The 26,074-nt window shown below is 58.4% G+C and carries 20 protein-coding genes and 1 pseudogene; 11 read left to right on the forward strand and 10 right to left on the reverse strand.

Annotated features, from left to right (window positions below):
• The first annotated feature begins 7 nt into the window (after window positions 1-7).
• The 8 genes from GQR90_RS08355 to GQR90_RS08390 all read left to right on the forward strand — a co-directional run bounded on the left by GQR90_RS08355 (window position 8) and on the right by GQR90_RS08390 (window position 9,242).
• Entirely contained in the window at window positions 8-1,069 is a 1,062-nt protein-coding gene (locus GQR90_RS08355) for a TerY-C metal binding domain-containing protein (protein ID WP_158773700.1), read from the forward strand.
• Complete coding sequence (locus GQR90_RS08360; RefSeq protein WP_158773701.1) at window positions 1,066-2,940, forward strand: PP2C family serine/threonine-protein phosphatase; 1,875 nt, start codon at window positions 1,066-1,068, stop codon at window positions 2,938-2,940. The genes GQR90_RS08355 and GQR90_RS08360 overlap by 4 nt, the downstream gene beginning before the upstream one ends.
• The gene (locus GQR90_RS08365) at window positions 2,933-4,429 is read left to right on the forward strand and encodes a helix-hairpin-helix domain-containing protein (RefSeq protein WP_158773702.1); all 1,497 of its coding nucleotides are present in this window, start codon (window positions 2,933-2,935) and stop codon (window positions 4,427-4,429) included. The genes GQR90_RS08360 and GQR90_RS08365 overlap by 8 nt, the downstream gene beginning before the upstream one ends.
• Before the next feature lie 466 nt (window positions 4,430-4,895).
• Window positions 4,896-5,705, forward strand: a complete 810-nt coding sequence (locus GQR90_RS08370; protein ID WP_158773703.1) for a transporter substrate-binding domain-containing protein — start codon at window positions 4,896-4,898, stop codon at window positions 5,703-5,705.
• A 47-nt stretch (window positions 5,706-5,752) separates the two neighbouring features.
• Window positions 5,753-6,478, forward strand: a complete 726-nt coding sequence (locus tag GQR90_RS08375; protein WP_158773704.1) for an amino acid ABC transporter permease — start codon at window positions 5,753-5,755, stop codon at window positions 6,476-6,478.
• Window positions 6,475-7,128 (forward strand): amino acid ABC transporter permease, encoded by a 654-nt coding sequence (locus GQR90_RS08380; RefSeq protein ID WP_158773705.1) that lies wholly within the window; start codon window positions 6,475-6,477, stop codon window positions 7,126-7,128. The genes GQR90_RS08375 and GQR90_RS08380 overlap by 4 nt, the downstream gene beginning before the upstream one ends.
• The gene (locus tag GQR90_RS08385) at window positions 7,112-7,912 is read left to right on the forward strand and encodes an amino acid ABC transporter ATP-binding protein (protein WP_158773706.1); all 801 of its coding nucleotides are present in this window, start codon (window positions 7,112-7,114) and stop codon (window positions 7,910-7,912) included. The genes GQR90_RS08380 and GQR90_RS08385 overlap by 17 nt, the downstream gene beginning before the upstream one ends.
• Window positions 7,913-7,964: 52 nt before the next feature.
• Entirely contained in the window at window positions 7,965-9,242 is a 1,278-nt protein-coding gene (locus GQR90_RS08390) for an amidase family protein (protein WP_158773707.1), read from the forward strand.
• A 115-nt stretch (window positions 9,243-9,357) separates the two neighbouring features.
• On the opposite strand, the gene puuE is transcribed toward GQR90_RS08390, so the two are convergent.
• The 3 genes from puuE to GQR90_RS08405 all read right to left on the reverse strand — a co-directional run bounded on the left by puuE (window position 9,358) and on the right by GQR90_RS08405 (window position 15,052).
• Window positions 9,358-10,311, reverse strand: a complete 954-nt coding sequence (gene puuE, locus GQR90_RS08395; RefSeq protein ID WP_158773708.1) for an allantoinase PuuE — start codon at window positions 10,309-10,311, stop codon at window positions 9,358-9,360.
• 89 nt (window positions 10,312-10,400) lie between these two features.
• Window positions 10,401-13,145: an ATP-dependent DNA helicase gene (locus GQR90_RS08400; protein WP_158773709.1), complete on the reverse strand. Its 2,745-nt coding sequence runs from the start codon at window positions 13,143-13,145 to the stop codon at window positions 10,401-10,403.
• Window positions 13,142-15,052 (reverse strand): VRR-NUC domain-containing protein, encoded by a 1,911-nt coding sequence (locus GQR90_RS08405; RefSeq protein ID WP_158773710.1) that lies wholly within the window; start codon window positions 15,050-15,052, stop codon window positions 13,142-13,144. Before GQR90_RS08405 ends, GQR90_RS08400 begins: the two co-directional genes overlap by 4 nt.
• A gap of 286 nt (window positions 15,053-15,338) precedes the next feature.
• Here GQR90_RS08405 and GQR90_RS08410 point away from each other — a divergent pair, with 286 nt between their 5' ends.
• Complete coding sequence (locus GQR90_RS08410; RefSeq protein WP_158773711.1) at window positions 15,339-16,061, forward strand: DUF3581 family protein; 723 nt, start codon at window positions 15,339-15,341, stop codon at window positions 16,059-16,061.
• Window positions 16,062-16,206: 145 nt separating this feature from the next.
• Here GQR90_RS08410 and selD read toward each other — a convergent pair whose 3' ends face one another.
• Window positions 16,207-18,615, reverse strand: coding sequence for a selenide, water dikinase SelD (gene selD, locus GQR90_RS08415; protein ID WP_199269503.1), 2,409 nt, complete (start codon window positions 18,613-18,615; stop codon window positions 16,207-16,209).
• A 69-nt stretch (window positions 18,616-18,684) separates the two neighbouring features.
• On the opposite strand from selD, the gene GQR90_RS08420 reads away from it, so the two are divergent.
• Window positions 18,685-19,320, forward strand: a complete 636-nt coding sequence (locus tag GQR90_RS08420) for an ACP phosphodiesterase (protein ID WP_158773712.1) — start codon at window positions 18,685-18,687, stop codon at window positions 19,318-19,320.
• Window positions 19,321-19,704: 384 nt separating this feature from the next.
• Window positions 19,705-20,685, forward strand: a pseudogene (locus GQR90_RS17810) (IS30 family transposase).
• Between the two features lie 131 nt (window positions 20,686-20,816).
• Here GQR90_RS17810 and GQR90_RS08430 read toward each other — a convergent pair.
• The 6 genes from GQR90_RS08430 to fdh3B all read right to left on the reverse strand — a co-directional run bounded on the left by GQR90_RS08430 (window position 20,817) and on the right by fdh3B (window position 25,962).
• Window positions 20,817-21,611 (reverse strand): carbonic anhydrase, encoded by a 795-nt coding sequence (locus GQR90_RS08430; RefSeq protein WP_158773714.1) that lies wholly within the window; start codon window positions 21,609-21,611, stop codon window positions 20,817-20,819.
• A 194-nt stretch (window positions 21,612-21,805) separates the two neighbouring features.
• Window positions 21,806-23,113 carry a molybdopterin molybdotransferase MoeA gene (locus GQR90_RS08435; protein WP_158773715.1) on the reverse strand — a complete coding sequence of 436 codons (1,308 nt, stop codon included), beginning with the start codon at window positions 23,111-23,113 and terminating at the stop codon, window positions 21,806-21,808.
• Entirely contained in the window at window positions 23,103-23,633 is a 531-nt protein-coding gene (gene moaB / locus GQR90_RS08440) for a molybdenum cofactor biosynthesis protein B (RefSeq protein WP_158773716.1), read from the reverse strand. The genes GQR90_RS08435 and moaB overlap by 11 nt, the downstream gene beginning before the upstream one ends.
• 2 nt (window positions 23,634-23,635) lie before the next feature.
• Window positions 23,636-23,980, reverse strand: coding sequence for a DUF1244 domain-containing protein (locus tag GQR90_RS08445; RefSeq protein WP_158773717.1), 345 nt, complete (start codon window positions 23,978-23,980; stop codon window positions 23,636-23,638).
• 251 nt (window positions 23,981-24,231) lie between these two features.
• Complete coding sequence (locus GQR90_RS08450; protein WP_199269504.1) at window positions 24,232-25,290, reverse strand: formate dehydrogenase subunit gamma; 1,059 nt, start codon at window positions 25,288-25,290, stop codon at window positions 24,232-24,234.
• Window positions 25,291-25,299: 9 nt separating this feature from the next.
• Window positions 25,300-25,962: a formate dehydrogenase FDH3 subunit beta gene (gene fdh3B / locus GQR90_RS08455; RefSeq protein WP_024953166.1), complete on the reverse strand. Its 663-nt coding sequence runs from the start codon at window positions 25,960-25,962 to the stop codon at window positions 25,300-25,302.
• Between the last annotated feature and the right edge of the window lie 112 nt (window positions 25,963-26,074).

The following is a 26,074-nucleotide window of genomic DNA, read 5'->3' on the forward strand; positions in this document are numbered from 1 at the left end:
AGTTGACATGAGACGCCTACCGATTTTCTTTGTACTGGATGTTTCCGAATCGATGGCAGGGGAGCCACTGATCCGACTGCAAAAGGCGATGGAAAGCATCGTCGATCAGTTGCGTCAGGACCCCAATGCACTGGAAACCGTCCATATCTCGGTGATTGCTTTTGCGGGCCGCGCCGGAACGATCGTCCCGTTGGTGGAATTGATGTCGTTCTATCCTCCGCGTTTGCCGCTAGGCGGTGGGACTGCCCTGGGCGAAGCCCTCGACGAGTTGATGGTGCGCATCGAGGTTGACGTAAAGAAGACCACGGCGGACCAGCGGGGAGACTGGGAGCCCATTGTTTACCTGCTGACCGACGGTCGGCCGACCGATCGTACTGATGATGCCATTCGTCGTTGGCGTGAAGACTTCGCCAGCCGCGCGCATCTGATTGCCGTCACCCTGGGCAAGGGAGCGGATACGCGCGTACTCAAACAGCTCACGGACGATGTACTGACACTGGCTGAGGAGGGCGGTGAGGAGCTGGCTCGTTTCGCCCAATGGGTCACTGCCTCAGTGGCCGCACAGAGTCAGGCATTGGATACTGGCCGAGCGGCGCCAGGCATCTCGCTGGCCAAGGCCGGCGATGCTGGCATCACATTGGTCAAGCCTGGTGATGAGATGACGCCAGAAGATGATCAGGTGGTAGTGCTGACCGGCCGCTGTGCCCGTCACCGCAAGCCGTATCTACTCAAGTATCAAGCGCTCGCCATGCCCAATGCGCTGGGACATTTTAGTGGTACTTCCCCGACAGGAGTCTACGGTCTGGAAGGCTGCTATGGGCTGGAGGAGGATTACTTTGACTGGACAGCGCAGCGAACGGCCCCTGCGACGCCTGTCAGTACAGATCAGCTGGAAGGCGTTGCGCCATGTCCGCATTGTGGCGCGGCGACCACCTTTGCGCTGGGCGGCTGTAATCATCTCATGTGCTGCAATGGCCCGGGTGAGCAGACGTGCCCGTGGTGTGATGCGAGCGTGAATTTCGGAACAGGTAGCAATGATGCCTTTGATGTAGGCCGAGGTCTTGGATGAAACATTCTCACGACTATTACGCGCAGATCTTCATGCTGCTGATGACGGGACAGCGGGGTTACTACCGATCCGACGTTGTGGAAAAGTTGATGGCCGACACCGATGCAGTCGCACTGGTCGATGACTTCACTGAGCGTTTTCGCACTCACGTGGTCGAGTCGACACGTCCCGACGATATCGTGGAGACCCCGATTGAGCGCCCCGCGATGGCAGAGCTCGACGTTGACGATGCCGTGCCGCTCGCCGAACTGACATGCCCGGATGCACTGCCACTCGCGGATGCGGAGATGGAAATGCTGACACCCGTGCCTCGGCCTGAGGGAGTGACACATGAGGCGGTCTTGCTACCGGACATTGAGATGACAGCACCTGTCATTACCGATTCGCTTGAAACGACTCACCTGAATGCTGCACCTGCCGAGCCAAGCACTCTCGAATCAAGCACTCTCGAGCCAACCATCAAGTCGCCTGAAGTGCCAAGCGAGTGCACCGAGTCCGTGTCAGTAGAAGAGCAGGGCACCGTATTGTCGCCTGGTGAAGTCCCCTCCCATTCGGCAGCTCCAAAGGAGTCTTTCGTGAGTGAAGTGACCCGCAATATCCCCAATGGCAAGTCAGGCCAGCCTTACCAGCATGACCTTGGCGAGCTGCTATCGGCGGCTCCCGCGGAGGTGACTGGCCTGATGCTGATCGACGATGGCGGTACAGGGTTACGTCTCGAAGGGTGTCAGTTGATCGGTGAGTTGGCGGCAGCCGGCAATGCCGAGCTGAAGGTAGCAGGGCAGAATGCGCCGGGTGTGAATCTGGCAAGCTGGACACTGCGACTGGCGATCATTGCCAACCCGCGCGATCTCTGGAAGACCTTGCCATCGGATACGACAGCCCCGTATGCCAAGGCAGATTGCGACGTCGCACGCCTGTCGACGTCATCAGGCTGGCGGATGTACATGGCGTCACAGCGGGGGCGCTCGCACGCGCATCGTGGTGGTCAACGTGATGATCATGGTGTGATCCGAACGACCCGTAATGGTTGGAATATCCTGGCGGTGGCTGATGGCGCGGGTTCCTGCGCTTTTTCCCGACAAGGAAGTCTACTGGCGTCGACTCACACGGTTGATGGGCTGATGGCCTATCTGGAAGCCGATGATGGCAACTTCGAAGCCGTCGTCCTCGACTATCTAGATAAGCAATCCGCTCGCAATACTCCCCCCAAAGAGTGGATCGATGCGCTCTACCACAGTGTGTTTACCTCGCTTCACCACGGCTTCAAGGCGATCTGTGAGGAAGCTCAGGCTGCCAATCAGCCTGTCAAAGCGTTTTCGACAACCTTGTTGCTGGCGCTGCACAAACCCTCAGCCCAAGGGGATCTGGTGATTACCTTCGGCATTGGTGATGGTGGCATCGCGGTACTCGAAACTGGTCGCGCCGCCACGCTGATGAATCATGTCGATGCGGGCGCGCATGCCGGTCAGACACGTTTCCTGGATGGTGCCGTGTTCAGCAATGCCGAGCAGGATTTCTATCCGCGTATCCGCATCCAACGCTTCACATCACTCAAGGCACTGGTGTTGGCCACCGACGGTATTACCGACCCGCTGTTTGCGTCAGACAATGATCTGCACGAGGGTGAAAGCTGGTGGCGCGTGTTCGATGACCTCGCACCAGCATTGGAGGGCGAGCAACCTGATGATCTACAGAGCGATAAGGTGGTGGCTGACCCTGCCATTGGACCGTCGCATGATCCACTGGTGCGCTATCTCGATTTCTTCACGCCAGGCCATCATGACGATCGCACGTTGGCGGTATTGCTACGACCGCAGACAGCGTCTGATACGCCCTCGGAGGCGCGAGTAGAGGAGGCCAATCATGAGTGACACCATCATCACTCTGACGGCGTCCAATGGAGAGCAGGTCCAGTTTCGCGACAAGATCATCGCTCAAGGCGGTATGAAGGACGTCTACGCCTCACCGGACAAGACCTACGTGGTGGCTTTCTATCGTGCTGATCTGGATGACGCCTCACGCCAGCGTCTGCAGATGATTACCGGGCCGTACCGCGAGCGTATCTTCGGTGAAGCCAGTGGCGATTATTGGCACCAGATGTTTTGCTGGCCCACGGCGACGGTCGAGCATGAAGGCCGAGTCGGTGTGGTCGCGCCGTTCTATCAAGATCATTTCTTCTTCGAGCATGGGTCGTTCAACAATGACATGCTCAAGATTCGTGGCAAGGACAAGGAAGGCAAATGGTTCGCCGCGCCAAACAATCAGTTCAAGTTTCTGGATGAACGTGAACGCGGTAACTGGCTGTCCTATCTCCAGCTATGTCTGCGATTGTCGCGGGCCGTCCGCAGGCTGCATGCCGCGGGTCTGGCACACAGTGATTTGAGCTACAAGAATGTATTGCTCTCACCGACCACCGGGCAGGTATGCATCATCGACGTGGATGGGCTGGTGGTGCCAGAGCGCTTTCCACCAGAGGTCGTCGGCACCCCGGACTTCATTGCGCCGGAAGTGGTGGCCTCCAGTCACCTTGAGAAGACGGATCCGAATCGTGCGCTCCCCAGTATCACGACGGACCGACATGCGCTGGCGGTGATGATCTATACGCTATTGCTGCTGCGCCATCCGCTGCGAGGCAGGAAGGTGCATGCCGAAGATCCGGGCGAGGATGAGCGACTGACCATGGGGCGCGAAGCGCTCTTCATCGAGCATCCTGTCGATAGCAGCAATCGCCTCAATCCCTCTGAAGCCAAGCCCACTGAATTGCCGTGGAAAGATCCTGAAGCGCTGCCCTATACGATCACCGGCCCCTATCTGAAGGAGCTGTTTGACAGCGCCTTCATGGAGGGCTTGCAGGCGCCGCGCAAGCGGCCGAGCGCCGACGAATGGGAAGCGGCGCTGATCAAGACCGTCGATCTCATTCAGCCGTGTCAGAACAGCGACTGTGCTCAAGGCTGGTATGTGTTCGCCAATACCACCGCGCCACGGTGCCCATTCTGCGGGACGCCCTACAAGGGTGAGTTACCGATTCTCAATCTGTATTCAAAGCGCGGTGACAGTTTCCGGCCAGACAATCATCGCTTGATGGTGTACTCCAACCAGAGCCTGTTTCCGTGGCATGTCGATCGCACCATCACGCCTAATGAGCGGTTGGCGGCAAATCAGCGCTCGCGCGTCGGCTACTTCGTCCAGCATCAAGGGCGCTGGTTCCTGGTCAATGAAGCAATGCCGGCGTTACGCAACGCCCAGACGGGCGAAGATCTTCCTGTGGGTAGCCAGATAGAGCTCAAGGAAGGCCTACAGCTCATCACGGGCAAGCATCCGGGCAGCCGTCTGTTTCACGTTCAGATGGTGAATGGCTGATGCTGGTGAAAACGCCACTGGTTTCTCACTAACTAAGCACCTGACTCTTAACTCTGGTTAGCTTTCCGTGAAAAGGAGAGCACCGAGGTGATGGGGTGTCAAACAGTGCATTGTTATGATGCAACGACATTATCTTCTGCACCAAATCGTGTTTTCACCGGATCATCCTCAGCGTGATGCCGCGATAGTCAGTGTCACGCTGGGGTATTGCGTCCAGTCTCCGCCGCGTGATGCCGCGGTTTGTGTTTCATAGAGTCTTGTCAAAGCCATGAATGGCACATTCGTTGCAAAGATTGACTAGAGATCCACTTGTTTCATTGGTCAGGTTTTACCGGTTGGTAACACCATCGACACGGCATGTGGTGAACTTTCCAATAACAACGACCCGCCTGATGGCATCGAGCGATTCAAAGGCCAGAGGCGTCGCCGGCTTATCGCTCGTACTGACACACTCTGGAGAATCTTGATGAGTAAGCACAACCGGCTTGGTAACTGGTTACGTAAGGGTATTCTGCTGATCCTGTGGGGCACGCTGGCGACGACTGCATTGACTGCCCGCGCTGACGCGCTGAGTGACATTACCGACAGCGGCGTACTGAAGGTGGCTGTCCCCCAGGATTTCCCCCCGTTCGGCTCGGTCGGATTGGACCTCAAGCCGCGTGGCTACGACATCGACATGGCTCAGTACCTGGCTGACCAGTTGAAGGTGGAACTGGAGCTGGTGCCTGTCACCTCCGCCAATCGCATCCCTTACCTGCAGACGCGCAAGGTCGATCTGGTGATCTCGAGTCTGGGCAAGAATCCTGAACGTGAAAAGGCGATCGATTTCTCCAATGCCTATGCGCCGTTCTTCCTTGGCGTGTTCGGAGAGAAGGGTAGCGAGGTCGACTCCGCTGAAGGGCTTGCTGACAAGACCATCGGCGTGACACGTGGCTCGGTGGAGGACATGGAGCTCAGCAAGGTCGCGCCGGCGTCGACTACCGTGAAGCGTTTCGAAGATAACAACACCACCTTGTCGGCCTTCCTGTCCGGGCAGGTCGAGATGATTGCCACCGGCAACCTCGTGACCGCTTCCATTGCTGAACGCAATCCGTCTCGCGTGCCGGTCAGTGTGCTGCCACTCAAGAACTCTCCCTGCTATGTGGGCATGCGTCATGACACCCCTGAACTCAAGGCGCGCGTGAATGAATTGATCGCACAGGGCATCAAGGATGGCACGCTCAACGCGCTTTCCGAGACCTGGTTCAAGGCCCCGTTGCCGTCACTGGATGCTTGAGCCGACAGGCCACGCGCCTGATGTCACATCCTGGTGAGGCGATACTGATGAACTATATTCCTGATTTCTCGCGGCTGTTGCCGTATGTCCCGGACCTGTTGGCCGGGCTGATGACGACGGTCTGGCTGACTGTGCTGACCACTACGTTTGGGATACTCGGCGCGGTCATGTGTGTTTGGCAGCGCCATCGTACGCCGACAAGTGCCTTCAGCCGGCTACTGGGCATGCTGGTGGAGCTGCTGCGCAACACGCCGTTCATCGTGCAGCTGTTCTTCATCTTCTTCGGCCTGCCTGCGCTGGGAGTCTCGCTCAGCGCCGAGATGGCCGCGGTGATCGCGATGACCTTGAATCTTGCCGCCTACAGCAGTGAGATTCTGCGTGCAGGAGTCGATGCGACGGGGCGCGGACAATGGGAAGCTGGGCGTGCTCTGGGGCTGACGCCCTGGCAGAGCTATCGGCATGTGGTGCTGATGCCGGCGCTGGAACGCATGTATCCAGCGCTGACCAGCCAGTGCGTGATCGTGATGCTGGGCTCCGCGGTGGTGTCCCAGATCAGCGTGTCGGACCTGACCTTCGCGGCCAACTTCATTCAGTCGCGGACCTTCCTGAGCTTTGAAAGCTATGTGGTCACGGCAGGGCTCTACCTGGTGCTGGCCATCACGATGCGCTCATTGCTGAATCGACTCGGACGACGTCTCTTCGGCTTTCGTCACCTGACAGTCGCCCGCGTGAAGCCTCTGGCAGTCACGCCGTTCAAGGAGGCTCGGCCATGATCGACTTCACGTTGTGGGACATATTGCGCAACCTGCTGCTGGCGGCGCGCTGGACACTGGCACTGTCCTTGATTGCCTTCATCGGCGGCAGTCTGGTGGGACTGGCGCTGACCTTTCTGCGCCTGACCCGCTGGCCGGGCGCGGCACTCTTCTGTCGTCTCTATACCGAACTGTTCCAGGGGACGCCGCTGTTGATGCAGTTGTTTCTGGCATTCTTCGGTGTGGCCGTGTTCGGGCTGGATGTCTCGGCATGGACAGCGGCGGCGGTCGCGCTGACGCTGTTCAGCAGTGCCTTTCTGCATGACATCTGGCGTGGCTGTGTCGAGGCGGTGCCCAAGGGGCAGTGGGAAGGGGCCCGCGTGCTGGGGCTCGGTTACCTGAAGAGCATGCGTCACATCATTCTGCCACAGGCACTGCGCATGGCCATCGCGCCGACCGTCGGCTTCTCGGTACAGATCATCAAGGGCACCGCATTGGCGTCGGTGATCGGCTTCGTCGAGCTGACCAAGGTCGGCACCATGCTCAACAATGCCACTCTGGAACCCTTCACCGTTTTTGCGCTGGTCGCGTTGCTCTACTTCGCCATGTGCTATCCGCTGTCGCGGCTGGCTCGTTACCTGGAGGCACGTCTCAATGTCACTGCTCGCTGAAAGACCGCCGCTCAATGGCACCTCATCCAACTCGTCAGCCGCCAGCAACGCGGACGATTCATTGGTCTGCCTGTCGTCCTTGACCAAATCCTTCGGCGATCTGCAGGTGCTCAAGGGCATCGATCTCGAGGTGCGCCCCGGGGAAGTGGTATCGATCATCGGACGCAGCGGCTCCGGCAAGAGCACCTTGCTGCGCTGTATCAACCAGCTGGAACAGCATGATGGTGGCACTATCCACGTCGGCGGCAAGGTATTGGACGGCACCGAGATGGACGCCGCCGCCCTGGCACAGGATGTCGGCATGGTGTTCCAGAGCTTCAATCTGTTTCCCCACAAGCGAGTCGGCGAGAACGTGATGCTGGCGCCGATGCTGGTCAAGGGTATCGCCCGTGACATCGTCGAACGTGAAGCGCGCGACATGCTGGCCAAGGTCGGGCTGGCAGAGAAGTTCGATGCATGGCCCAGCCAGCTGTCTGGTGGGCAACAGCAGCGGGTGGCGATCGCGCGCGCCTTGGCGATGCATCCCAAGGTACTGCTATGCGATGAGATTACCTCCGCGCTGGACCCGGAGCTGGTCGGAGATGTGCTCAAGGTGCTGGAGCAGCTCAAAGGTGAGGGCATGACGCTGATACTGGTGACCCACGAGATGAATTTTGCCCGTGATGTCGGGGACCGCGTCATCTTCATGCATCAGGGGCGCGTCCATGAGTCCGGGGACCCCGCGACACTGTTCGCCAACCCGGCCACGGAAGAACTGCGGCAATTCCTCGGCGCGGTGCTTTGATGGCATCACGGATGAATGCCAGATCCTCATGTGTCGAAAGGAGTCGGTCCCATTGGACAAGCGTATCTATGTAGCGCCAGCGCATTTTTCGGGGCCGCGTGGCGATGGCCCGCTGAATGGCAAGCGACTGGTGGTGAAGGACCTGTTCGCGATCAAGGGCGAGCGCACCGGGCAGGGCAATCCTGATCTGCTGGCCAGCGCCCCTATCGAGTCAGCGACGGCGCCGGCTGTCCTCGCGCTTCAGAAGGCGGGAGCGGACTACCACGCACGCACCACCACCGATGAGCTGGCCTACAGCCTCAACGGCACCAATGCGCATTTCGGTACGCCGCAGAACCCACGTGCGCCGCTGAGATTGCCGGGGGGGTCGAGTGTGGGGTCGGCAGTCGCGGTAGCCCGTGGTGAGGCTGATATCGGTCTGGGCACTGATACTGGCGGTTCCATCCGGGTGCCCTCCAGCTACTGTGGGCTCTACGGGTTGCGGCCGACTCATGGTCGCATTGAGATGTCAGGCCTCAAGCCGCTGGCGCCGCGTTTCGATACCGTGGGCTTCATGACGCGTGATCTGGCCACGCTCACGCAGGTCAGTGAGGTCCTGATGCCACCGACGTCGGCAACGCGTCTGCCGGCACGTATCATTCTGTTGGTACCCGAAGGACTCGCGGCTGGCCCGTATCAGCGCCTGCTGGGGTCGTTGGCACGACGCCTTGAGTCACTCGGCTTTCGCTGTGAGCGACGAATGTTGAGCCAGGCTTTCATGGCACACGCCAGTGAAGCCTTCCGGATTCTGCAGGGCTGTGAGATTCGTCGCACGCACCAAGCGTGGTTGAGTACACCAGAATACGGCCCCGAATCACGCTGGCCGCGTCTCAACCCCGATATCGCGGCGCGCCTCAAATGGTGCATGACGCTGAGCGATACTGACGAGCAGGCGGCAGAAACCAAGGCGGATAGCGTGCGCCGCTGGTACCGCCAGCAGCTGGTGGCAAGTCAGCAGGGTGATGAGATGCCTTGCGATGAAAGTAGCGCGGCATCCCATGGACATGCCGAGGCCACCAGCGAGGCAGTCTTCGTGCTACCGACCACGCCGGGTGCTTCACCGTTATTGGGTGCGAGTCTCGAGGTGATGGAGGGTTATCGGTATCGGCTGATGGGACTCACTGCACTGGCGGGCTTGAATGGCGCGCCACAGCTGAGCCTGCCATGGATGGTGGATGGTGCCGCGCGATTGCCTGAAGAAGCCGCACCACCGCCATGGGGTGTCTCACTGCTGGGCTTGCCGGGGCGTGATGAGAGTCTGCTGGCATTGGCCAGACTGCTGGAAGGCTGAAGCGCTTTGTTTCGATAACGCTATTACGTACCTTTCCTTGTGACATACGAAAACGCCGCATCCCGAAAGGGGTGCGGCGTTTCTGATGGTACTGACAGAGGGAGGAGACTGAGCGCTACGTGGCAGGAGTATAAGGATGCTCGCGTTGCCAGTGTTCGGCGATGTCGATACGCCGCGTGATCCATACCTTGTCGTGCGACTGGACGTAGTCAAGGAAGCGCTTCAACGCGGCGAAGCGCCCCGGACGCCCGGCGATACGGCAATGCAATCCGATGGAGAGCATCTTGGGGGCCGTTTCACCCTCGACGTACAGCACGTCGAAGGCATCACGCAGATACTGGAAGAAGTCCTCGCCGGTATTGAAGCCCTGGGCGCTGGCAAAGCGCATGTCGTTGGTATCCAAGGTATAGGGCACGACGAGATGTGGCACCTGTTCGCCGCTGGAGGTGGTGACTTCCATCCAGAGCGGTAGATCATCGCCGTAGTAATCGCTGTCGTAGGTGAAGCCGCCATGCTCGACCACCAGACGGCGAGTGTTGGGGCTGTCACGCCCTGTGTACCAGCCTTTTGGCGCATGACCAACCAGCTCGCGATAGCTCTCCACCGCGCGCTCGAGATGGGCGCGCTCGTGCGCCTCATCCATGTGTTGATAATGCACCCAGCGCCAGCCATGACTGGCGATCTCATGGCCATCCTCGACAAAGCGCGCGACGAGATCTGGATGACGCTCCATCGCCATGCCGACACCGAATATCGTCAGTGGCAGCTCACGGCGTTTGAATTCATCGAGAATGCGCCATACGCCACTGCGTGAGCCGTACTCGTACATTGACTCCATGCTCATGTGGCGGGCCGGGAAGGCCTCGGCGCCGATGATCTCGGAAAGAAATTTCTCACTCTCGCTGTCGCCATGCAGTAGACAATTCTCGCCCCCTTCTTCGTAATTGAGCACGAACTGCACCGCAATCTTCGCCTCGCCTGGCCAGTTGGCATGAGGTGCATGGGCACCATAGCCGACCAGGTCGCGGGGGTATTCGTCGCCCCACAGGGCATTGTCGTTGTCTGGCATCGTTCGGCTTCCTTGAGAGCTGAATGCATTGACTGAACATTCGCGTGCATGCCGTGTGCCATCGCGGTTCAATTTCCAGGCAGCGCGACTCAAACCGGCTCCATCCACCAGCGAGGCAGTAGTCGTGCGACTTCTGGGCGCAAGAAGCGATCATCAATCAGATGGATCACGCCCTCATCTTGCTCGCTGCGGATGACACGGCCGGCCGCCTGCACAACTCTGGTGAGTCCGGGATACAGATAGGTGCAGTCATCGGCGTTCAATGGCTGAACAAGATGCATGTTGGCCGAGACAGAAGAGGCGCTGGTATCACCAGTGTCGCCAGGTGAATGGTCAAGGGAGCGTTCACGCGAACGCTCAAGTGCGTCGGCCTTCAGCCATTCTCCCAGACGCTGCTTGAGGGCTTCATTTTCCGGCCCGAAACCAGCGAGTCCTAATGTGGCAATAAAGGCCCCAATCAAGCGCGAGCCGGGCAGATCTATACCCTCACCGAAGGCACCTCCGAGTACGGCAAAGCCGATGCCACGCCCTTCGAGCGTGAAGCGTTGCACGAAGTCGCGCCGCGCCGTTTCTTCCATGCCACGAGTCTGATGCCATTGAGGAATGCTCGCGTCGTGGAGGCTCAGAGCGGCCGCCACTTGATCGAGGTAGGCAAAGCTTGAGAAGAAGGCCAGATAGTTGCCGGGGCGCTCGTGATATTGCGTCGCCATGAGATGTGCGATGGGCTGACAGGACGCGTCACGATCCCGCAGGCGAGTGGAGATCCGATGGCGACTGACCTTGACCTGATGAGCAGCAAAGGGCGAATCGACACTTAACCAGACGGCATTGTCGGCCAGGCCAAGCAGGCGATGATGAAAGGCCGGCGGATTCAGCGTCGCGGAGAACAGCACGCTGGCATGGCTAGTGCGTAAACGCGGGGCTAGCCACGGTGCAGGGCTGACACAACGTAGACGCGGCTGGATATGGTGTATCGAACGCGCTTTCGACGTTGTAAGGGATGCACGGCCAGCCCCCATTCTTGTGGTGGAGGGTGATACAAGGGTGATCTCAAAGAGCGAGTGTGACCCAAAGCCTTCTGCCAGGCGCGTGAGAGATAGGGCGGAAAAGTATGCCTCCATCAGCTCTGCATCGACGAGGCCGTCCCCTGTTGCATCTATGGTCTCAGTAGCGGTAGGCGGCTCTACTGCAGCGATTAGACCAAGTTGCTCAGGGGCTGTTTCAGGGTGTTTCGTGTGTCCTTGTGCGTTGAGGGCTTTCCGTTCTGTGGCTTCGGGCTTTTCAGGGTCAGCCAACCAGTCGCCAATGGCGGCACTCCACTGACTCAGTGCCTTGAAAAAATCGGTGGGCAAGGCGGTGAGACTATAAAGGCCATCGGCTGGTGGCGTGGTCGCGTGGGAGGAAATCTGCTCGGGCAACGCTCGCCACTGCTTGGCTAATGCACGCGTGGCAGAGCGCAGCACAGACGGATAGCCGGTGCGATTCAGTGTCTTGAGCAAGGAGTGAAAGTGAAATGCATCAAGTTCACCGCTATACATGCTGCGTGCACGCTCAATGAGGTTATGGCTTTCATCGACCAGCAGTGCCACCTTCCAATCATTTGCCTGTGTCAGCGCAAACAGCAGCGCATGACTATCAAAGTAGTGGTTGTGATCGCCGATGATGATATCGCACCAGCGTGACAGCTCCTGCGCGAGGAAATAGGGGCATATCTGATGGGCAAGCGCATGACGGCGTGTTTCCGCCAGGGTGAGGGGACGCTTGGCGGTGAGTGCTGCTATGCGAGCCGCGGGCAAGCGATCGTAAAATCCTTGAGCCAGCGGACAGGAGTCTCCATGGCAGGCGAGAGTCGGGTTCTCGCAGGTCTTGTGGCGAGCGCCTAGCTCCAGAATGCGCAGCGGCAGAGAGGTATCCAATGAAGGTTGATTGCTGACAAGCAGTGTATCGAGCGCCTCCAGCGCCAAGGCACGGCCCGGTGTACGTGCTGTCAGGTAGAAGATACGGTCGGTATCACTCGCCGGCAGCGCGCGAAGTGTCGGAAAGAGCGTCGCCAGTGTCTTACCGGTGCCGGTGGGGGCTTCGGCCAGAAGCTCACGTCCGGTGATCACGGCTTTATAGGCACCCTCAGCCAATTGTCGCTGCCCCGGTCGCCACTCAGGCCAGGGAAAGCTGAGTGTCTTCAGCGCTGTATTGCGCGATTGACGATGTACTAGCTCCTGCGCGGCAAACTCGCTAAAGCAGGCTGCCAGTCGCTTAAGTTCTGCCTCTAGTGCTTCGCTACTCCACCATGCTTCCAATCGCTGCTCATCACTGGTGCCACGCCGCTTGGGATTGCTGATGATATCCCCTGCAACGGTTGTATCTGCGGTGGTCTCATGTGCACCGGTATCGGTAGGTATCCCCGCACCGGTATCTGCGCCTATATCCAGGTAGACCAAGGCTAGCGTGATGCCGTCGAGTTCTCGTGCCCGGCACATCAGTGCGCCATAGATGCGAGCCTGCGCCCAATGTAGCGTGCGATGGTGCGCCGGCTGGCGAGACAGATCACCGCGATGAGTCTTGATCTCTTCAAGGCAGTTGCGCACCGAGTCATAGCCGTCTGCGCGTCCCCGAATGTCGAGATTGCCGACACTCCCACTGAGAGAGATTTCACTCTCATAGCCTTTGCCACGTCGTCGCACGATACGTTGATGACCTTGTACGCCTTGCTGAGCGGTGGGTGACGGCGTGAAACGCAGGTCGAGATCACCCTCGCGTGCCGCAAAGGCGCACAGCTCGCGTACGGCAATACAATAGCGTTGTGGCTCGCTCTGAGTCTCGTCAGCTGTCTTCATGGCGCGGATGATGCCTCCTCACCAGGGGCTTTCTCGTGCGGCGCTTCCTCGCTTTGCACTTCAGCTGCTTGCCACTGCACCCGACACTCGAGTGCGGGAATGGCGTGCCGAGCGAACAGGGTCAGCCATTGGCGCTGGTTGTCTTGCAGGCGATCCGTCGGTGCCTTGACCTCGATCATCCGGTAGCGCTCATGCTCACGATGCGGGAAGAACTGGATCAGGTCTGGCAGGCCCGCGCGATGTTCCCGTGGGTTGGTCATCAGGTGACGGAAGCAGGCCTCGAGGTGTGCGGCGGGGATGCAATCAAGTGCCAGCGTCAGTAGCTCCTGACTCAGTATCTCCCAATGCACGAAGGGCGCTTGAATCCCTTGTTTCTGCTGATGGCGGGCGAGAATCGTGGCCGTGTGGCTGCCATCATGCAGAGAGGCGAAGCAGGCCTCAAAACCTGCTTCGCGTCGCGTGACAAAGTCCGGGCGATAGAGATCCGCCGGACCGCTATGGAAGGCATGGAAGAAGGCACCAGGGAGAGGGGCGAAGATGACCTCCCAGCACAGCAGCGTGAAGAGCGCTGGAATCAGGCCGTTCTCGACATAGAACACCGGCGATTCTGGCGTCGCCAACGCATGGGCGACAGCGCGCTCGACTCCGTAGATGCCAGCCTCGGCCGAGACGGCAAGACTCGGGACCTCGATCGTGATCTGGGGTGTCGCAGCAGGTTTGCGGCGTTTTGGGACCGGCAGGACAAGGCCACGACACAGGCGGGGCAGGGCGCGCTCCAGTGCCAGTTGCTCATCGAGCGCGATATCGGTGCGTGCCAAGCGCTCGCTCGCCAGTGCATGGGCACTGGCAATGTCCGATGAGAGCTCCAATGCCCTCACGCGGCGTGGCATGGCGCGTGAGGCATGACCGGACTTGTCAAGCTTGGCATATTCGCACGCAGCCTCGTGATGCCATCCCTGGCGTTCGGCATCGCGCGCTAGCGAGAAACGCAGACGGTCTCGGCGCTGAGTCAGCCAGGCATTGCTGTCAGCAGCCTGACGATCGTTGCTGTCACTCGCACTCTCAGCATGCTTTCCCCCAAGACTTTCATCCTCCAGCGTTGCCACGATGGCCTGCCACGTGAGCTTCAGAACGCTCTCCTTGTGCGTGCCGTGAGTATCAGCACGAGTCTCATCGGCTGGATTGTCGAGAGGGGGGGCAGGTGCGCTGACGGCTTCCTGCCAGGCCTTGCGAAGCTGCTCCAGCGCCAGATAGTGGTCCACTTCCCAGCGCTGAGTGAATGCACGTGATTGCGAAGAGAGGACGACCGGTTCACAGCGCAACAGCCCCAATTCGCTGAGCACGAAGTCCGACAGAGTCTGACGCAGATTGCCGAAGTACATCAGACTCAAGCGCTCAGGAAGATCCCCAAGGGAAAGTGTCAGCGTGCTGGTGTCCGGTTCCCCCAGCCACTCATGTAACGGGCGCGGACGTATATCTCCCAGCAGTGCCGTAATTGCTTGTGGCATCTGACGTTTAGGCATTGCACGAGGCAGCATGGGAAAGGCCACCTTGAGGCGCGGTAGTGTCGACAACGCCAGCATGCTTTCAAGTGGGAGAGACGTGTCACGCAGACATAAACTCGTGTCCTCGAGGGCCTCCTCGAAAGAGGCAGTGAGGGGGAGGCTTGCTGCCTCAATATCGCCAATCTCTGGATAGCTCAGTCGTGCCAGCTCGAAGTGATCTCCCTTGCGCATCATCAGGCGGACGAGAAGTGCACGGGAAGCCTCTGGCAGAGCGCTTATCGCGTTTACCGTGGCGGTTTCTCGTGGAGTGAGCAGTGCTGAGTGGCATTGGCATACCCAGTCCAATAGCGTATCGAAATTAGCCAGGTAATAGCGCGGATTGTCGAGCGGAGCAGCGTGCATGGCGACCTGTCAGCATGGCGTGTCGGAGAGCTTGTCGGGAGTATCACCTGTCCTTGGATGACTCGCGGGCATGGTATTATATACAGTATATTGCCCTTCATTTGGCTGCAATGGCTTGTAAAGCGTGCGTCAGGTCACCATCTGCTTGTCAGCAAGTGGTAAAATAGTTGTCATGTGCCGGTGTACTGATTCATGCCTGGCCGCTGATTCCTCCCATGGGAGGCATTTCCGCGATGGTTCAGGATGGGCCATCGACCATCATTCAAGCAGGGCAGGAAGGCAGTCCATGTTTCTTGATCAGTTTCACCGGGTCGAAGATGGCCGTGTGCGGATTACCGCAGAACAGGCAAGTCGATTCGCCAAGCAGATGGCGGGTGACTACAACCCCATTCATGACCCGGAAGCTCGACGCTTTTGTGTTCCTGGCGATCTGCTGTTCGCTCTGCTGCTGTCGAAATTCGGTTTGTCTCAATGCATGACCATTCGCTTTTGCGGCATGGTCGGCAACGATGTACCGCTGACGTTTGAGGCACTTGATGTGCCCGATGAGAATGGCGTGTCACTTCGTGTGCGTGATGAAGCCGGCAAGGTCTATCTGACCGTGGAGCGCAGTGGCGAGACCACGCATGAGGCATCCGTCGTGGCCAATTTCACGCGGCAGTACATTGCCTTTTCCGGGCGTAATTTCCCGCACTTTCTGCAGCCATTGATGCTGGAAAAGGGTGTGATGTTCAATCCGGCTCGCCCGCTGGTGATCTATGACAGCATGGGCTTCTGTTTCGAGCGTCTGGCAATTGCGGATCTGAAACTCGATTTCGTCGGCTCGTCGCTTGAGGTCAACGGCAAGCGTGGCGATACGCTGTTGGAGTTTGGTATTCACGATGGCACTGAGTGCATCGGTAGCGGTTCCAAGAAATTGGTGGTCAGCGGCCTACGCGATTATTGCGCTGAGACAATGGATGCCTTTGTTGAGTCATTTGAGGCACTCAAGCGCAATGCTGAAGCTTGAGGGTGTTGAGTGAACGCTGTCGGCACTGATTCATGTTGGAAAATCGTATGTGGCTGATAAAAACGCCCCACCGAGAGGGATACTCTCAGGTGGGGCGTTTTGCGTTTCTGGCGGCTCGCTCGCAGCGCTTGATCCGTCAGTGGTTTTAGCGTGTCACGCTGATCGGCGCGAGTGCATCACCATGTTCCTTCACACGGCCAATAATGGCGCTGGCGGAATATCCTGCTGCCTTGAGTGCAGCAAGGCAGGCTTCACTCTGGTCAAGTGGGATACTGGCCAGCAGGCCACCGGCGGTCTGCGGGTCAAACAGTAGCGGATAGCGTGGGTGATCTACCAGTGCTTGCTGATTCTTGAGGGCACGTTTGAGTCGTAGGTTGGCAGGCTGCAGTGAACTGACCACACCCCGCGCAACACATTCCTCGGCACCTTCCAGTATTGGCAGTGCGGCGATATCGAGTTCGGCATCGACTCCACTGGCTCGAGTCATCTCGACAAGGTGCCCCAACAGCCCGAAACCGGTGATATCCGTCGAGGCGGTCGTGTGATGGCGGCGCAGAATATCCGCCGCCTGCTGACTGGATTGCTGCATGCTCACTAGCGCCGCATCAATCCAGCGACCACGCGCTACCAGTCGTGCATGAGCCGCCAGTAGGGTACCGGTGCCGATGGCCTTGGTGAGAATTATCACATCGCCAGGCCGCATGCCGCCCTTGCAGGTGACACCGGTCAGGGACTCGTCGACCAGGCCATTGAGCGCAAAGCCCAGCGCGAGTTCCTGTCCTTCGCCGGTATGTCCGCCGACTAGACTGCAGCCGGCTTCATTCAGCACCTCAGTTGCCCCTTGCATCAGTTCGCGTACCAGTGGTTCGATCTTGCGCTCTACGCCTTGTGGCACCGTGGCAATCGCCGTCGCCGTGTGTGGGCGTGCACCCATGGCATAGAGATCGCCTAGCGCATGGTTAGCGGCAACGCGACCGAACAGATAGGGGTCATCGATGAAAGCGCGGAAAAAGTCGACACTGTGGACCAGCGCCTGGCCTTTTGGGATTCGCACGATGGCAGCATCGTCTGGCGCATGCAGTCCGACCAGTACGTCTTCATTCTCACGCGGTGCCAGGCTGCCCAGCGCACGCGAGAGCACGTTGGCCCCTACCTTGGCACCGCAGCCGCCACAGCGCATGGCCAATGCCGAGAGTGCCTGGTGCGCATCCTGCTCATCCAGCTCAGCAGTAAGGTGAGGGTGAAGCTTTTTGGAAGGGCCGCTCAATGCCTGCCAGGCATTCTTGCAGCGCTCGCCTAGCTCAGACATGCCACTGCCAGCCTCTGTGTTGGAAGCGCTCTGCATGCTGGGAAGATCATTGAAGCGCGTCATGAACTGACGATCGATGTGGTCCTTCCAACGCCATAGCCAGGGACGAAGACGAGGCGAAACCAGTCCCAGTGAGCCACGCGAAGCGATGGCGTTTCTGTCGCCAGTGCTGATCAACGCCAGCCAACGGGGTTGCGGTAAATAATCCTTGAGGGGCTCACCACGTACGGCCCGTCGAAGGTTGTCGGCCAGCGGACGCGATTGACGTACGGCGAAGACACCGGCTTTCTCGCGCGGATGATTGACTTGATGTGCGATGTCGCCAGCCGCGAAGATGGCGTCGTCATCCAGTGTCTGCAGGGTATCGCGCACCTTGAGAAAGCCGTCATCATCCAGACTCAAGCCAGTCCTGGAAAGCCAGCGTGCACCGCCGGCGCGTGTCACCCAGATGGCTTCATCCGCTCGATAGGCGGCTCCGGAGGCGCTGATCAACTGACGTTGTTGAGTTTCTGTATGGGTCTCGACAGCAGTGATCTCCTCGCCAAAGTGCACCGTGATACCGCGTGCAGCGAGTGTGTCTGCCAGGGCATCCCCGACCGCTTGCGTATGCGTCGGCAGCAAGCGCTTGCCACGCGTGATGAGCGTCAGGCGAGGGGCAAGCCCTGCTGGCATCTCATTGACCAGGCGTTGCTGAATGGCCAGCAATAGCTCGACACCGCCCGCGCCGCCACCGACCAGCACGATATCCAGGGGGGAGGTCGCGGCACGAGCACGTGCGAGCAAGCGTATCCAGCGCTCCTGGAAGGTGCTGATCGGCTTGACGGCCACTACTGGTGCATCATGCGCTTCAGGATTGCCGATCCCCTCGATGTGATCCAGTCGCGGGGTGGAGCCGATATTGATCGACAGCACGTCGTAGTTCACCGGCGGCCGGTTGGCACAGAGCACGCGGCGGTCTTGACGGTCAATATCGATCACATGGTCACGATAGAAGCGAGCACCCGCGAACTGACACAGGCGTCTCAGGTCGATATGCACGTCATCGAAGGTGTAATGCCCCGCCACATAACCCGGTAGCATGCCGGAGTAGGGCGTGTCAGTGTCACGGCAGATGACGGTCAGGCACACGCCGGGTTCCGGGTGCATGGCGAAGCGCATCAATACGCCAACATGGCTATGTCCGCCGCCAACCAGGACGATGTCACGCACGATGGGCGCCTTGGCAGGCATGGACGCAGATGGCATCAGAGATCTCGGCAGTCAGAAAAGGGCGGGGTGATGAACAATGAGTAATGATATCAGGAGTCTAGCAACTTGAACTTTCTGGGTCATGCGCGCTTGAGTCTGGCGGGCAACGATGACTTTCTGTTTGGCAACTTGATCGCCGACGGGGTGCGCGGCAGTGACTTGAGTGACTGGTCATCGGAAATAGAGGCGGGCATTCGTTTTCATCGCCGATGTGATGCCGTGATCGACTCGCATCCCGAGACGCGCTGGTTGCTGACACAAGTGCCTCCCGCCTCGCGTCGTGTTGCCGGTATCGCGCTGGACATGATGTGGGATCACCTGCTGGCGGGCGACATGCGCGATGACGATATCGAACGCCTGTATCGCTTGTTGGCGCGTGAGGACGTTCCATCTCGCCTGGCCAGCTTGATCGAATGGGTTGAGGTACGCGATGCACTCAGGCGTTATCGTGAGCTGGATTTCACGTTATCGACCATTGCCAGCATCGGAGAGCGTATGACAGCCCGACGATTGGCGGCCAAACGAATTATGCCTCGCCAATCGCTGAGGGGTACGCATGGCGCTGGTGGTCTGGATGCAGGAGAGAATCCGCTGGCAGGCATCACGCCGTGGTTGGCGGACAACCGCGCATTGCTGCAGGATAGCTTCGCACGGTTGTGGCCGGACATGCTGGCATTGCGCCAGCATGTCGTACTGGGATGAACGCCTCAGCGTAGCTCGAGACGCGTGAAGGGACGCAGCAAATAGGAAAGCACGCTGCGCTCTCCTGTAACTGCGCCGCTGGTGCTCGCTTCTGATAGTCTTGCCTAGAAATATCGCCGGCGAACTGGTCCCCGTGACGGTAAAGATGGCTTAGTTCATTGGGATCCGCATACGAAGTGCTCGATTGAAACAAGATCGCTATTTTCCAGAGTGACGAAAAGATTATTTCATTGACGGGTCATCGCTTCGATATCTCGAGGCTTCAGACCTGGATTCATGGAATAAGTACAGCGCTTTGAATCACCCGGTAGAAACAAAAGAGCCAGCGCCGGTACCTTCTCTGCTTTACCGACCAAAGTGAAGCAGAGCATGAGCTACCAATAGCTGACCCAGACGCTACGATACCAGATTCATGCACGTCGTGACGTAGGATTGAGTTGACGACAGATCGCTAAAGCACTTGGCATTCATGACAGTACCGTCAGTCGCGAGTTGCGCCGAAACGGGATCGATAGCGGCTATCATCCTGCGCGTGCCCAGACATGCAGCGATCATCGGCGCCGTACTGCCAAGAAGCGGACCAAGCGCTTATCCAGTATGATCGCCGCCGTTGCTGTCCGCCTGCGTGAGGAATGGAGGAGCCCAGAGCAGATCAGCCGGTTTATCGCGCCCTTGTCCGGTATGAGCATCAGCCATCAATGGATTTATACGATAGTCTGGGATGAATAAGGCCTGGAGGCGATCTCTGGAAGCACTTGCGCCAGCCGAAACGGCGTAGCAAGGATCGTGCTCATACCAAGAGTGCTGGACTCGGCAAGATATCAACTTGCGTCGCTATCGAGCATTGCCCAGTCGAGGTCAATGACAGATGGTTCATTGGTTACTGGGAGGGTGACACGGTGGCTCAGGGACATAAGACTACGGGGCTGGTTAGGCTGGTAGAGTGCCGAAACGGCTTATTTCTTGGCCGCACGATTGCCCAAGCTTACAGCGGAACTGATGCAACGGGCGGTGGTTCGGTGACTGAAACCTCGTCGTGGTGCTGTCCAGACAATTACCTTGGATAACGGCCCGGAATTTGCCGGTCGCGAAGATGTCGCGAAGGCTTTGGTAGCAAAGACTTATTTCTGTGATCTCTACTGCTCCGGCCAGCGAGGGGCCAACGAGAATACCAATGGCTTGATACGGCAATACTTCCCTAGAGGAACAGACTTCCAGAAAGTCAGCAATTCTGAGCTACGCGAGATAGTCGATACACTGAATGACCGGCCCCGAAAGCGCCTCGGCTATCGAATACCGGTCCAGGTATTCCCGGGAGAATATTCAGGAGCCTTGGATACTGCACGTGATGCACTTGTTGCTTGAATTCAGAAGCGTAACGGCGAGTGATGCGACGTGCTCGTTATTGCTGTTCAGGTTAGATCTCAAGAATCTGGAATGAAAAACGCCACCCCAAAGGATGGCGCTTATGACTTCAACTATTTGAAATTACTTATTTATCTTTGTAGTGGGCGAGCATTTTCGCCACCTTGCCATTTCAGATAGGCATCAATCTGTGCCTGTGAGGCTTCGACGGGTGTCTTCATGACGTACCAGTTGACGGACTCAGAACACGGCGGAGTGGTGAGAGAGCCCTCATACTGCCAGCCCGAGTGATCACGTGGCAGCAGCAGATTAGCCGACAAGCCACTGGTCAGCGTTTCTGATAGGCCTGATTGCGGGAGACGACTCAGCAGTCGATTGAGTGCCAGGTTGTCGTGCCCCGCCTTGACCATGACCGCGATGATGGCCAGCTTGCCCTCAGGCGTCGAATGGACAAGGTGAATCTCCATCGCTGAGTGCTTGCCATCGATGGAGTGCTCAGAGGGTATATGGAGGTGCACTTGTGACAGTGTGTACTGGATCCCCTCCAGCGTCATGGTATTGCCACTCGCGCCTTCGATCTGCAACGTATGACCGGTGTCACGCGTGACGAGCAAAGGGGAGTGGTAATCGAGCTTCGGCCCATTTTCATCCAGGGTGCGTTGCTGGCTATCGATATTGATGGGCGATTGTTGCTTGCCCGTCGTGCACTCTGCATAGCCCGGCGTCAATTCACCCCAATGCTCAGGACCATTTTCACTGTTGGCATCTTGAGTGGAATAACTCCATTCAGTGACTGAGGTGCCCGGGGCGGGCAAGGAATCACTGCTCTTGGCCTGCACGGAAGCCGAAAGTGCGGAAGTGGCGATGATAACAGCCGCAATGAGCGGGCGGAGTGACATGAGAGTGGTCGACGGGGCGACGGACATCGGGAATTCCTTGCGCGACTAAATCTTGGGCAGCGCAGATAGTGTTGACCTCACATGAAGAGGCGACATATCTGGCAGTGCAAAGTGAATCAGTGTGCCGGACTTGCTAGCAAGGTCAAGACGGCGCTGGACAGGGACGGTGGTTGTCGCCATTCAGCGCCATCAGGTGTGACTGCTAGTGTCTGCCAGACTGCTCAGGAAACAAGCCATAGACATTCGATGGAATCACCGACTGAAATACGACTCTGAGGTGGGATGATAGCCAAGGCTTCAGCGCCCACGCAGGAGGACAGGATGGCGGAGTTCTGATCACGGAAGGCATGGGCCTGCAGTTGGCCATCGCTTCCGGGAGCCAGTGTCACGCGCAGGTGATCCTGACGGATGGCGGTCTTGGCGGTAAAGGCAGCACGCACCTTGAGTCTTGGCAATTCATGCAGTGCATGGCAGCGGGTCATCGCTCCCAGGAGCGGTCGCAGGAAGAGCCACGCGCCCACCCAGCTGGAGACGGGATTACCTGGCAATCCGACGACGCGCACTGAGTGCCCGGTACTTGACGCGATACGGCCTAGCGCCAGGGGTTTGCCAGGCTTGATGGCCAGTCGCCACAGATCAATGCTGCCGAGAGATTCGATGGCAGGGCGCACGTGGTCTTCTTCGCCAACACTGACACCACCACAGGTCACGATCAGATCGACTTCCTCAGCTGCTGATGCCAACGCATCGCGCGTGTCAGTGAATGTGTCAGGCACCTTGAGAGGCGCGATCACGACATCAGCACCAAAGTCGCTCAGCATCTGACTCAGCATGACGCGGTTGGAATTATAGATCTGGCCGCGTGCCAAGGGTTGGCCAGGTTCTATCAATTCATCACCGGTGGCAAAAAGCGCCACTCGGACCTTGCGCCGCACCGGCACTTGACTGAGCCCTTGTCCGCACAATAGGCCAAGCGCCGCAGCATCCAGTCGTATACCAGCGGCAAGCAAGCGATTGCCTGACGCGACATCCCGCCCGCGGACCCGAATGTTATCGCCTTTCCTCCGTGGGCCGGGTAGCCAGGCTTCCTGGACGCCCGACGAGCTTTCACGCAGCGTGACCTCTTCTTGCATGATTACCACATCAGCGCCCTCTGGAATCTCCGCCCCGGTAAAGAGCCTTCCGCAGCTCTTGCTGGCGAGAGGTTGCGGTGCATGCCCTGCGGCAACCCGCTGGCTGACCGGTAACCAGGCACCATTGCCAATATCTGCGACGCGTGCGCAATAGCCGTCCATCTGGGAGTTGTCGGCAGGCGGTACATCCAGCTGGGCCAGGATATCGTCTGCCAAGACTCTGCCAGCGGCTTCTTTTACCGTAACGCGCTCGACTCCCATCAAGACACAGTGTTCACGCAGGGCTACGAGAGCACTGGCCAGTGGCGCGAGTGGAGTAGGGCCGGGCACGCTGTCACAGCCGCAAGCATCCGCCGTTGGTGTCTTTGCAAGGGGTGAGGTTGGCTCAGTGGGCATGGGTACCCCGCTCCGGAATGACCAGATTGGCAAAGTTGCAGGGACGGTGTCGACTGTCCAGCTGTTCCTTGAGAATGCCGTCCCATGCAGTACGACATGCGCCGGTGGAACCTGGCAGGCAAAAGACGACGGTGCGATTGGCGAGGCCACCCAAGCAGCGGCTCTGGATGGTAGAGCTTCCGACTTCCTGATGTGATAGCTGACGGAACAGCTCACCGAAGCCCTGGATTTCCTTGTCGAGCAGCACACGTATCGCTTCCGGGGTCGAGTCGCGCCCGGTGAAGCCCGTACCACCGGTCGTCAGGATCACTTGCACCGAAGCATCCGCAATCCACTCGCTGACCACGGCGCGCAGCTGATAGACATCGTCTGGCACGATACGTTTTTCATGGAGTTGGTGGCCGGCCGCAGTGAGACGTTCGACAAGAGAGTCACCGGAACGATCATTCTCGGCTGTGCGAGTGTCGGACACGGTCAACACCGCGATAGTCAGGCCTATCTGTACGTCGTTGCTGCTCATGTTCACTCCTTCTTCCCTTGCTGACGTGCCTCGAGTGCGGCCAGCTGCTCAGGTGTCGCCTTGCCCTGATGATGTGTTTTCCACTCCGAATAGGGCATACCGTAGACATGCTCGCGTGCTGCCTCGTAATCGAACGCAACGGCGCGCTCTTCACCCGCAGTCACCAGCCATTTCGATAAGCAGTTGCGACAGAAGTCGGCAAGAATCATCAGATCGATATTCTGCACATCCTTGTTGTCGTCAAGGTGCTTGAGCAGGCGACGAAAGGCAGCGGCTTCCAGCTCGGTACGTGTCTGTTCATCCAGTTCGCTGATTTTCTGAACTGAAGGGATATTCTTATCAGTCATGATTGTCTCCTGACAGGACAAGATAGTGGACTTGTCGCTATGAATATTGGCGCATCTCAAGAAACCGTGCGGCTATCTCACTGACTTTACGCAACTAATGACGAGCTGTGAACTAGTGACGTGAGACACCTGTGTTGCCAGTGGGGAAGCACATGGATATCAAGAGCGCAGGCAACAAAACGCCCGGCAGGTGAACCTGTCCGGGCGAGTGGTCAATTGAGCCTTGAAACGACAGGCTGACGGTTATCGACTCAATTGGGGCGTTGATGTCGTGCCAAGGCGTCATCGGATGCCGTGGAAGGATCTGACTGAGGATCCGCTGCTTCCGCCTGCTTGACCTCGTCGTACCACAGGTTGTGGTGCTGCTTGGCCCAGGTTTCATCCACGTAGCCCGTCTTCATGCCTTCCAATGCCCCTTCGGTACCGGCAGTACCGATATAGATGTGACCGAAAGACACGGCGATCAGGATCAGTGATGCAATCCCATGGAAGGCGTTCGTCCACTGCATGACGTCACGCGTCTGTCCGAAGATGGGGAAGTCCATTATCAGGCCACTGACAACCACGACGAGGCCGACGCTGGCCAGAATCCAATACCATGCCTTTTCGCCACCATTGGCAAAGCCGGCATCTGGATGCTTGCCCTTGATCATGCCGCCACCCTGACGGAACCATTCGAAGTCATGCTTCTTGGGCAGATTAAGTGACAGCCACTTGGCCAACACGAGAATCAGCATGATCGAGAACAGTGGGCCTAGATAGTTATGCGCCAGTTTCGTGGCCATGATCATGTTGGCCCAGAACACATCCCCGAAGATGTTGCGGAACACGAACTTGCCCCACAGCAGATTGATGCCAGTGATCGCCAGAATCAGGAACAGCGTCGCCAGCGTCCAGTGCATGGCACGTTCCAGCGCCGTCCAGCGCAACATCAGCTTACCGGAGCGTGGGTGATCAAGATCATTGCGGCCCACCAGCAGATAGAAGATGGCGAGGACTGCCAGCATGCCCCCCAGAGCGATCAGGCCACCTGGCGAGATCCAGCGATTGCGGATCTGACGCCAGGTCTCACCACTCTGGTTGATCAAGCTGTAATTGGAGTCGTGGCGGCTGTCGATGGAATTATCACCATCCTTCACCTGTCGCCAGGTGTCAGCATCGACCGTTCCCACGGCTTGTCCGATCTCGGCGCTCGGGTCGGCCGCCACGGCAAGAGGTGCCAGCCACAGGCTCGCCATCACCAAGCTGAGGAACGTGATCACGACGAGCAGGCGTGACATTGTAAAGAGCGTTGTAAAGTGCGCGCGCATGTCGCCTCCTTACCCCTTGCGGGCTGCGTCATAGGCCAGACTATCGGCCTGATGAGTCACACTGCTGGTGGTCAGGTTTGCCGAGGTGTCTGGATGGCTCGCCTTGTCGACCGGTGACCATGCACCGTCTTCGTGACCGCGATAGACCACACGCTGACGGAAGATATCCGAGACAGTCTCGGCATCACCGGCCAACAGTGCCTTGGTGGAGCACATTTCGGCACACAGTGGTAGCTTGCCCTCACTGATGCGGTTGGCGCCGTACTTTTCATACTCTTCTTCAGGGCTTTCAGCTGGACCGCCGGCACAGAAGGTGCACTTGTCCATCTTGCCGCGTTCACCGAAGGCGCCCTGTTGAGGGAATTGCGGTGCGCCGAATGGGCAGGCGTACAGGCAGTAACCGCAGCCAATGCAGATGTCTTTATCGTGCAGCACGATACCGTCATCAGTCTTGTAGAAGCATTCGGTCGGGCAGACCGCCATACACGGTGCATCGTCGCAGTGCATGCATGCCACCGAGATCGAGACCTCGCTGGGCTTGCCGTCATCAAGGGTCACGACACGACGACGCTGAATGCCCCATTCTGTTTCGTTGGCATTCTTGCAGGCCGTGACGCAGCCGTTACATTCGATGCAGCGTTCTGCATCACAGAGAAATTTCATCTGGGCCATGGTGCTTCTCCTTCACGGCCTGTTGCCGGGTTCCTCGGTCAACAGGTCGGACAATTCTGGTAACTGATTCAGGTGATGCACTTCCTGCTGGACGTTATCCGTCTGAAAGTGC

This window comes from Cobetia sp. L2A1, assembly GCF_009796845.1.
In the GTDB taxonomy this organism is placed as follows: Bacteria; Pseudomonadota; Gammaproteobacteria; order Pseudomonadales; family Halomonadaceae; genus Cobetia.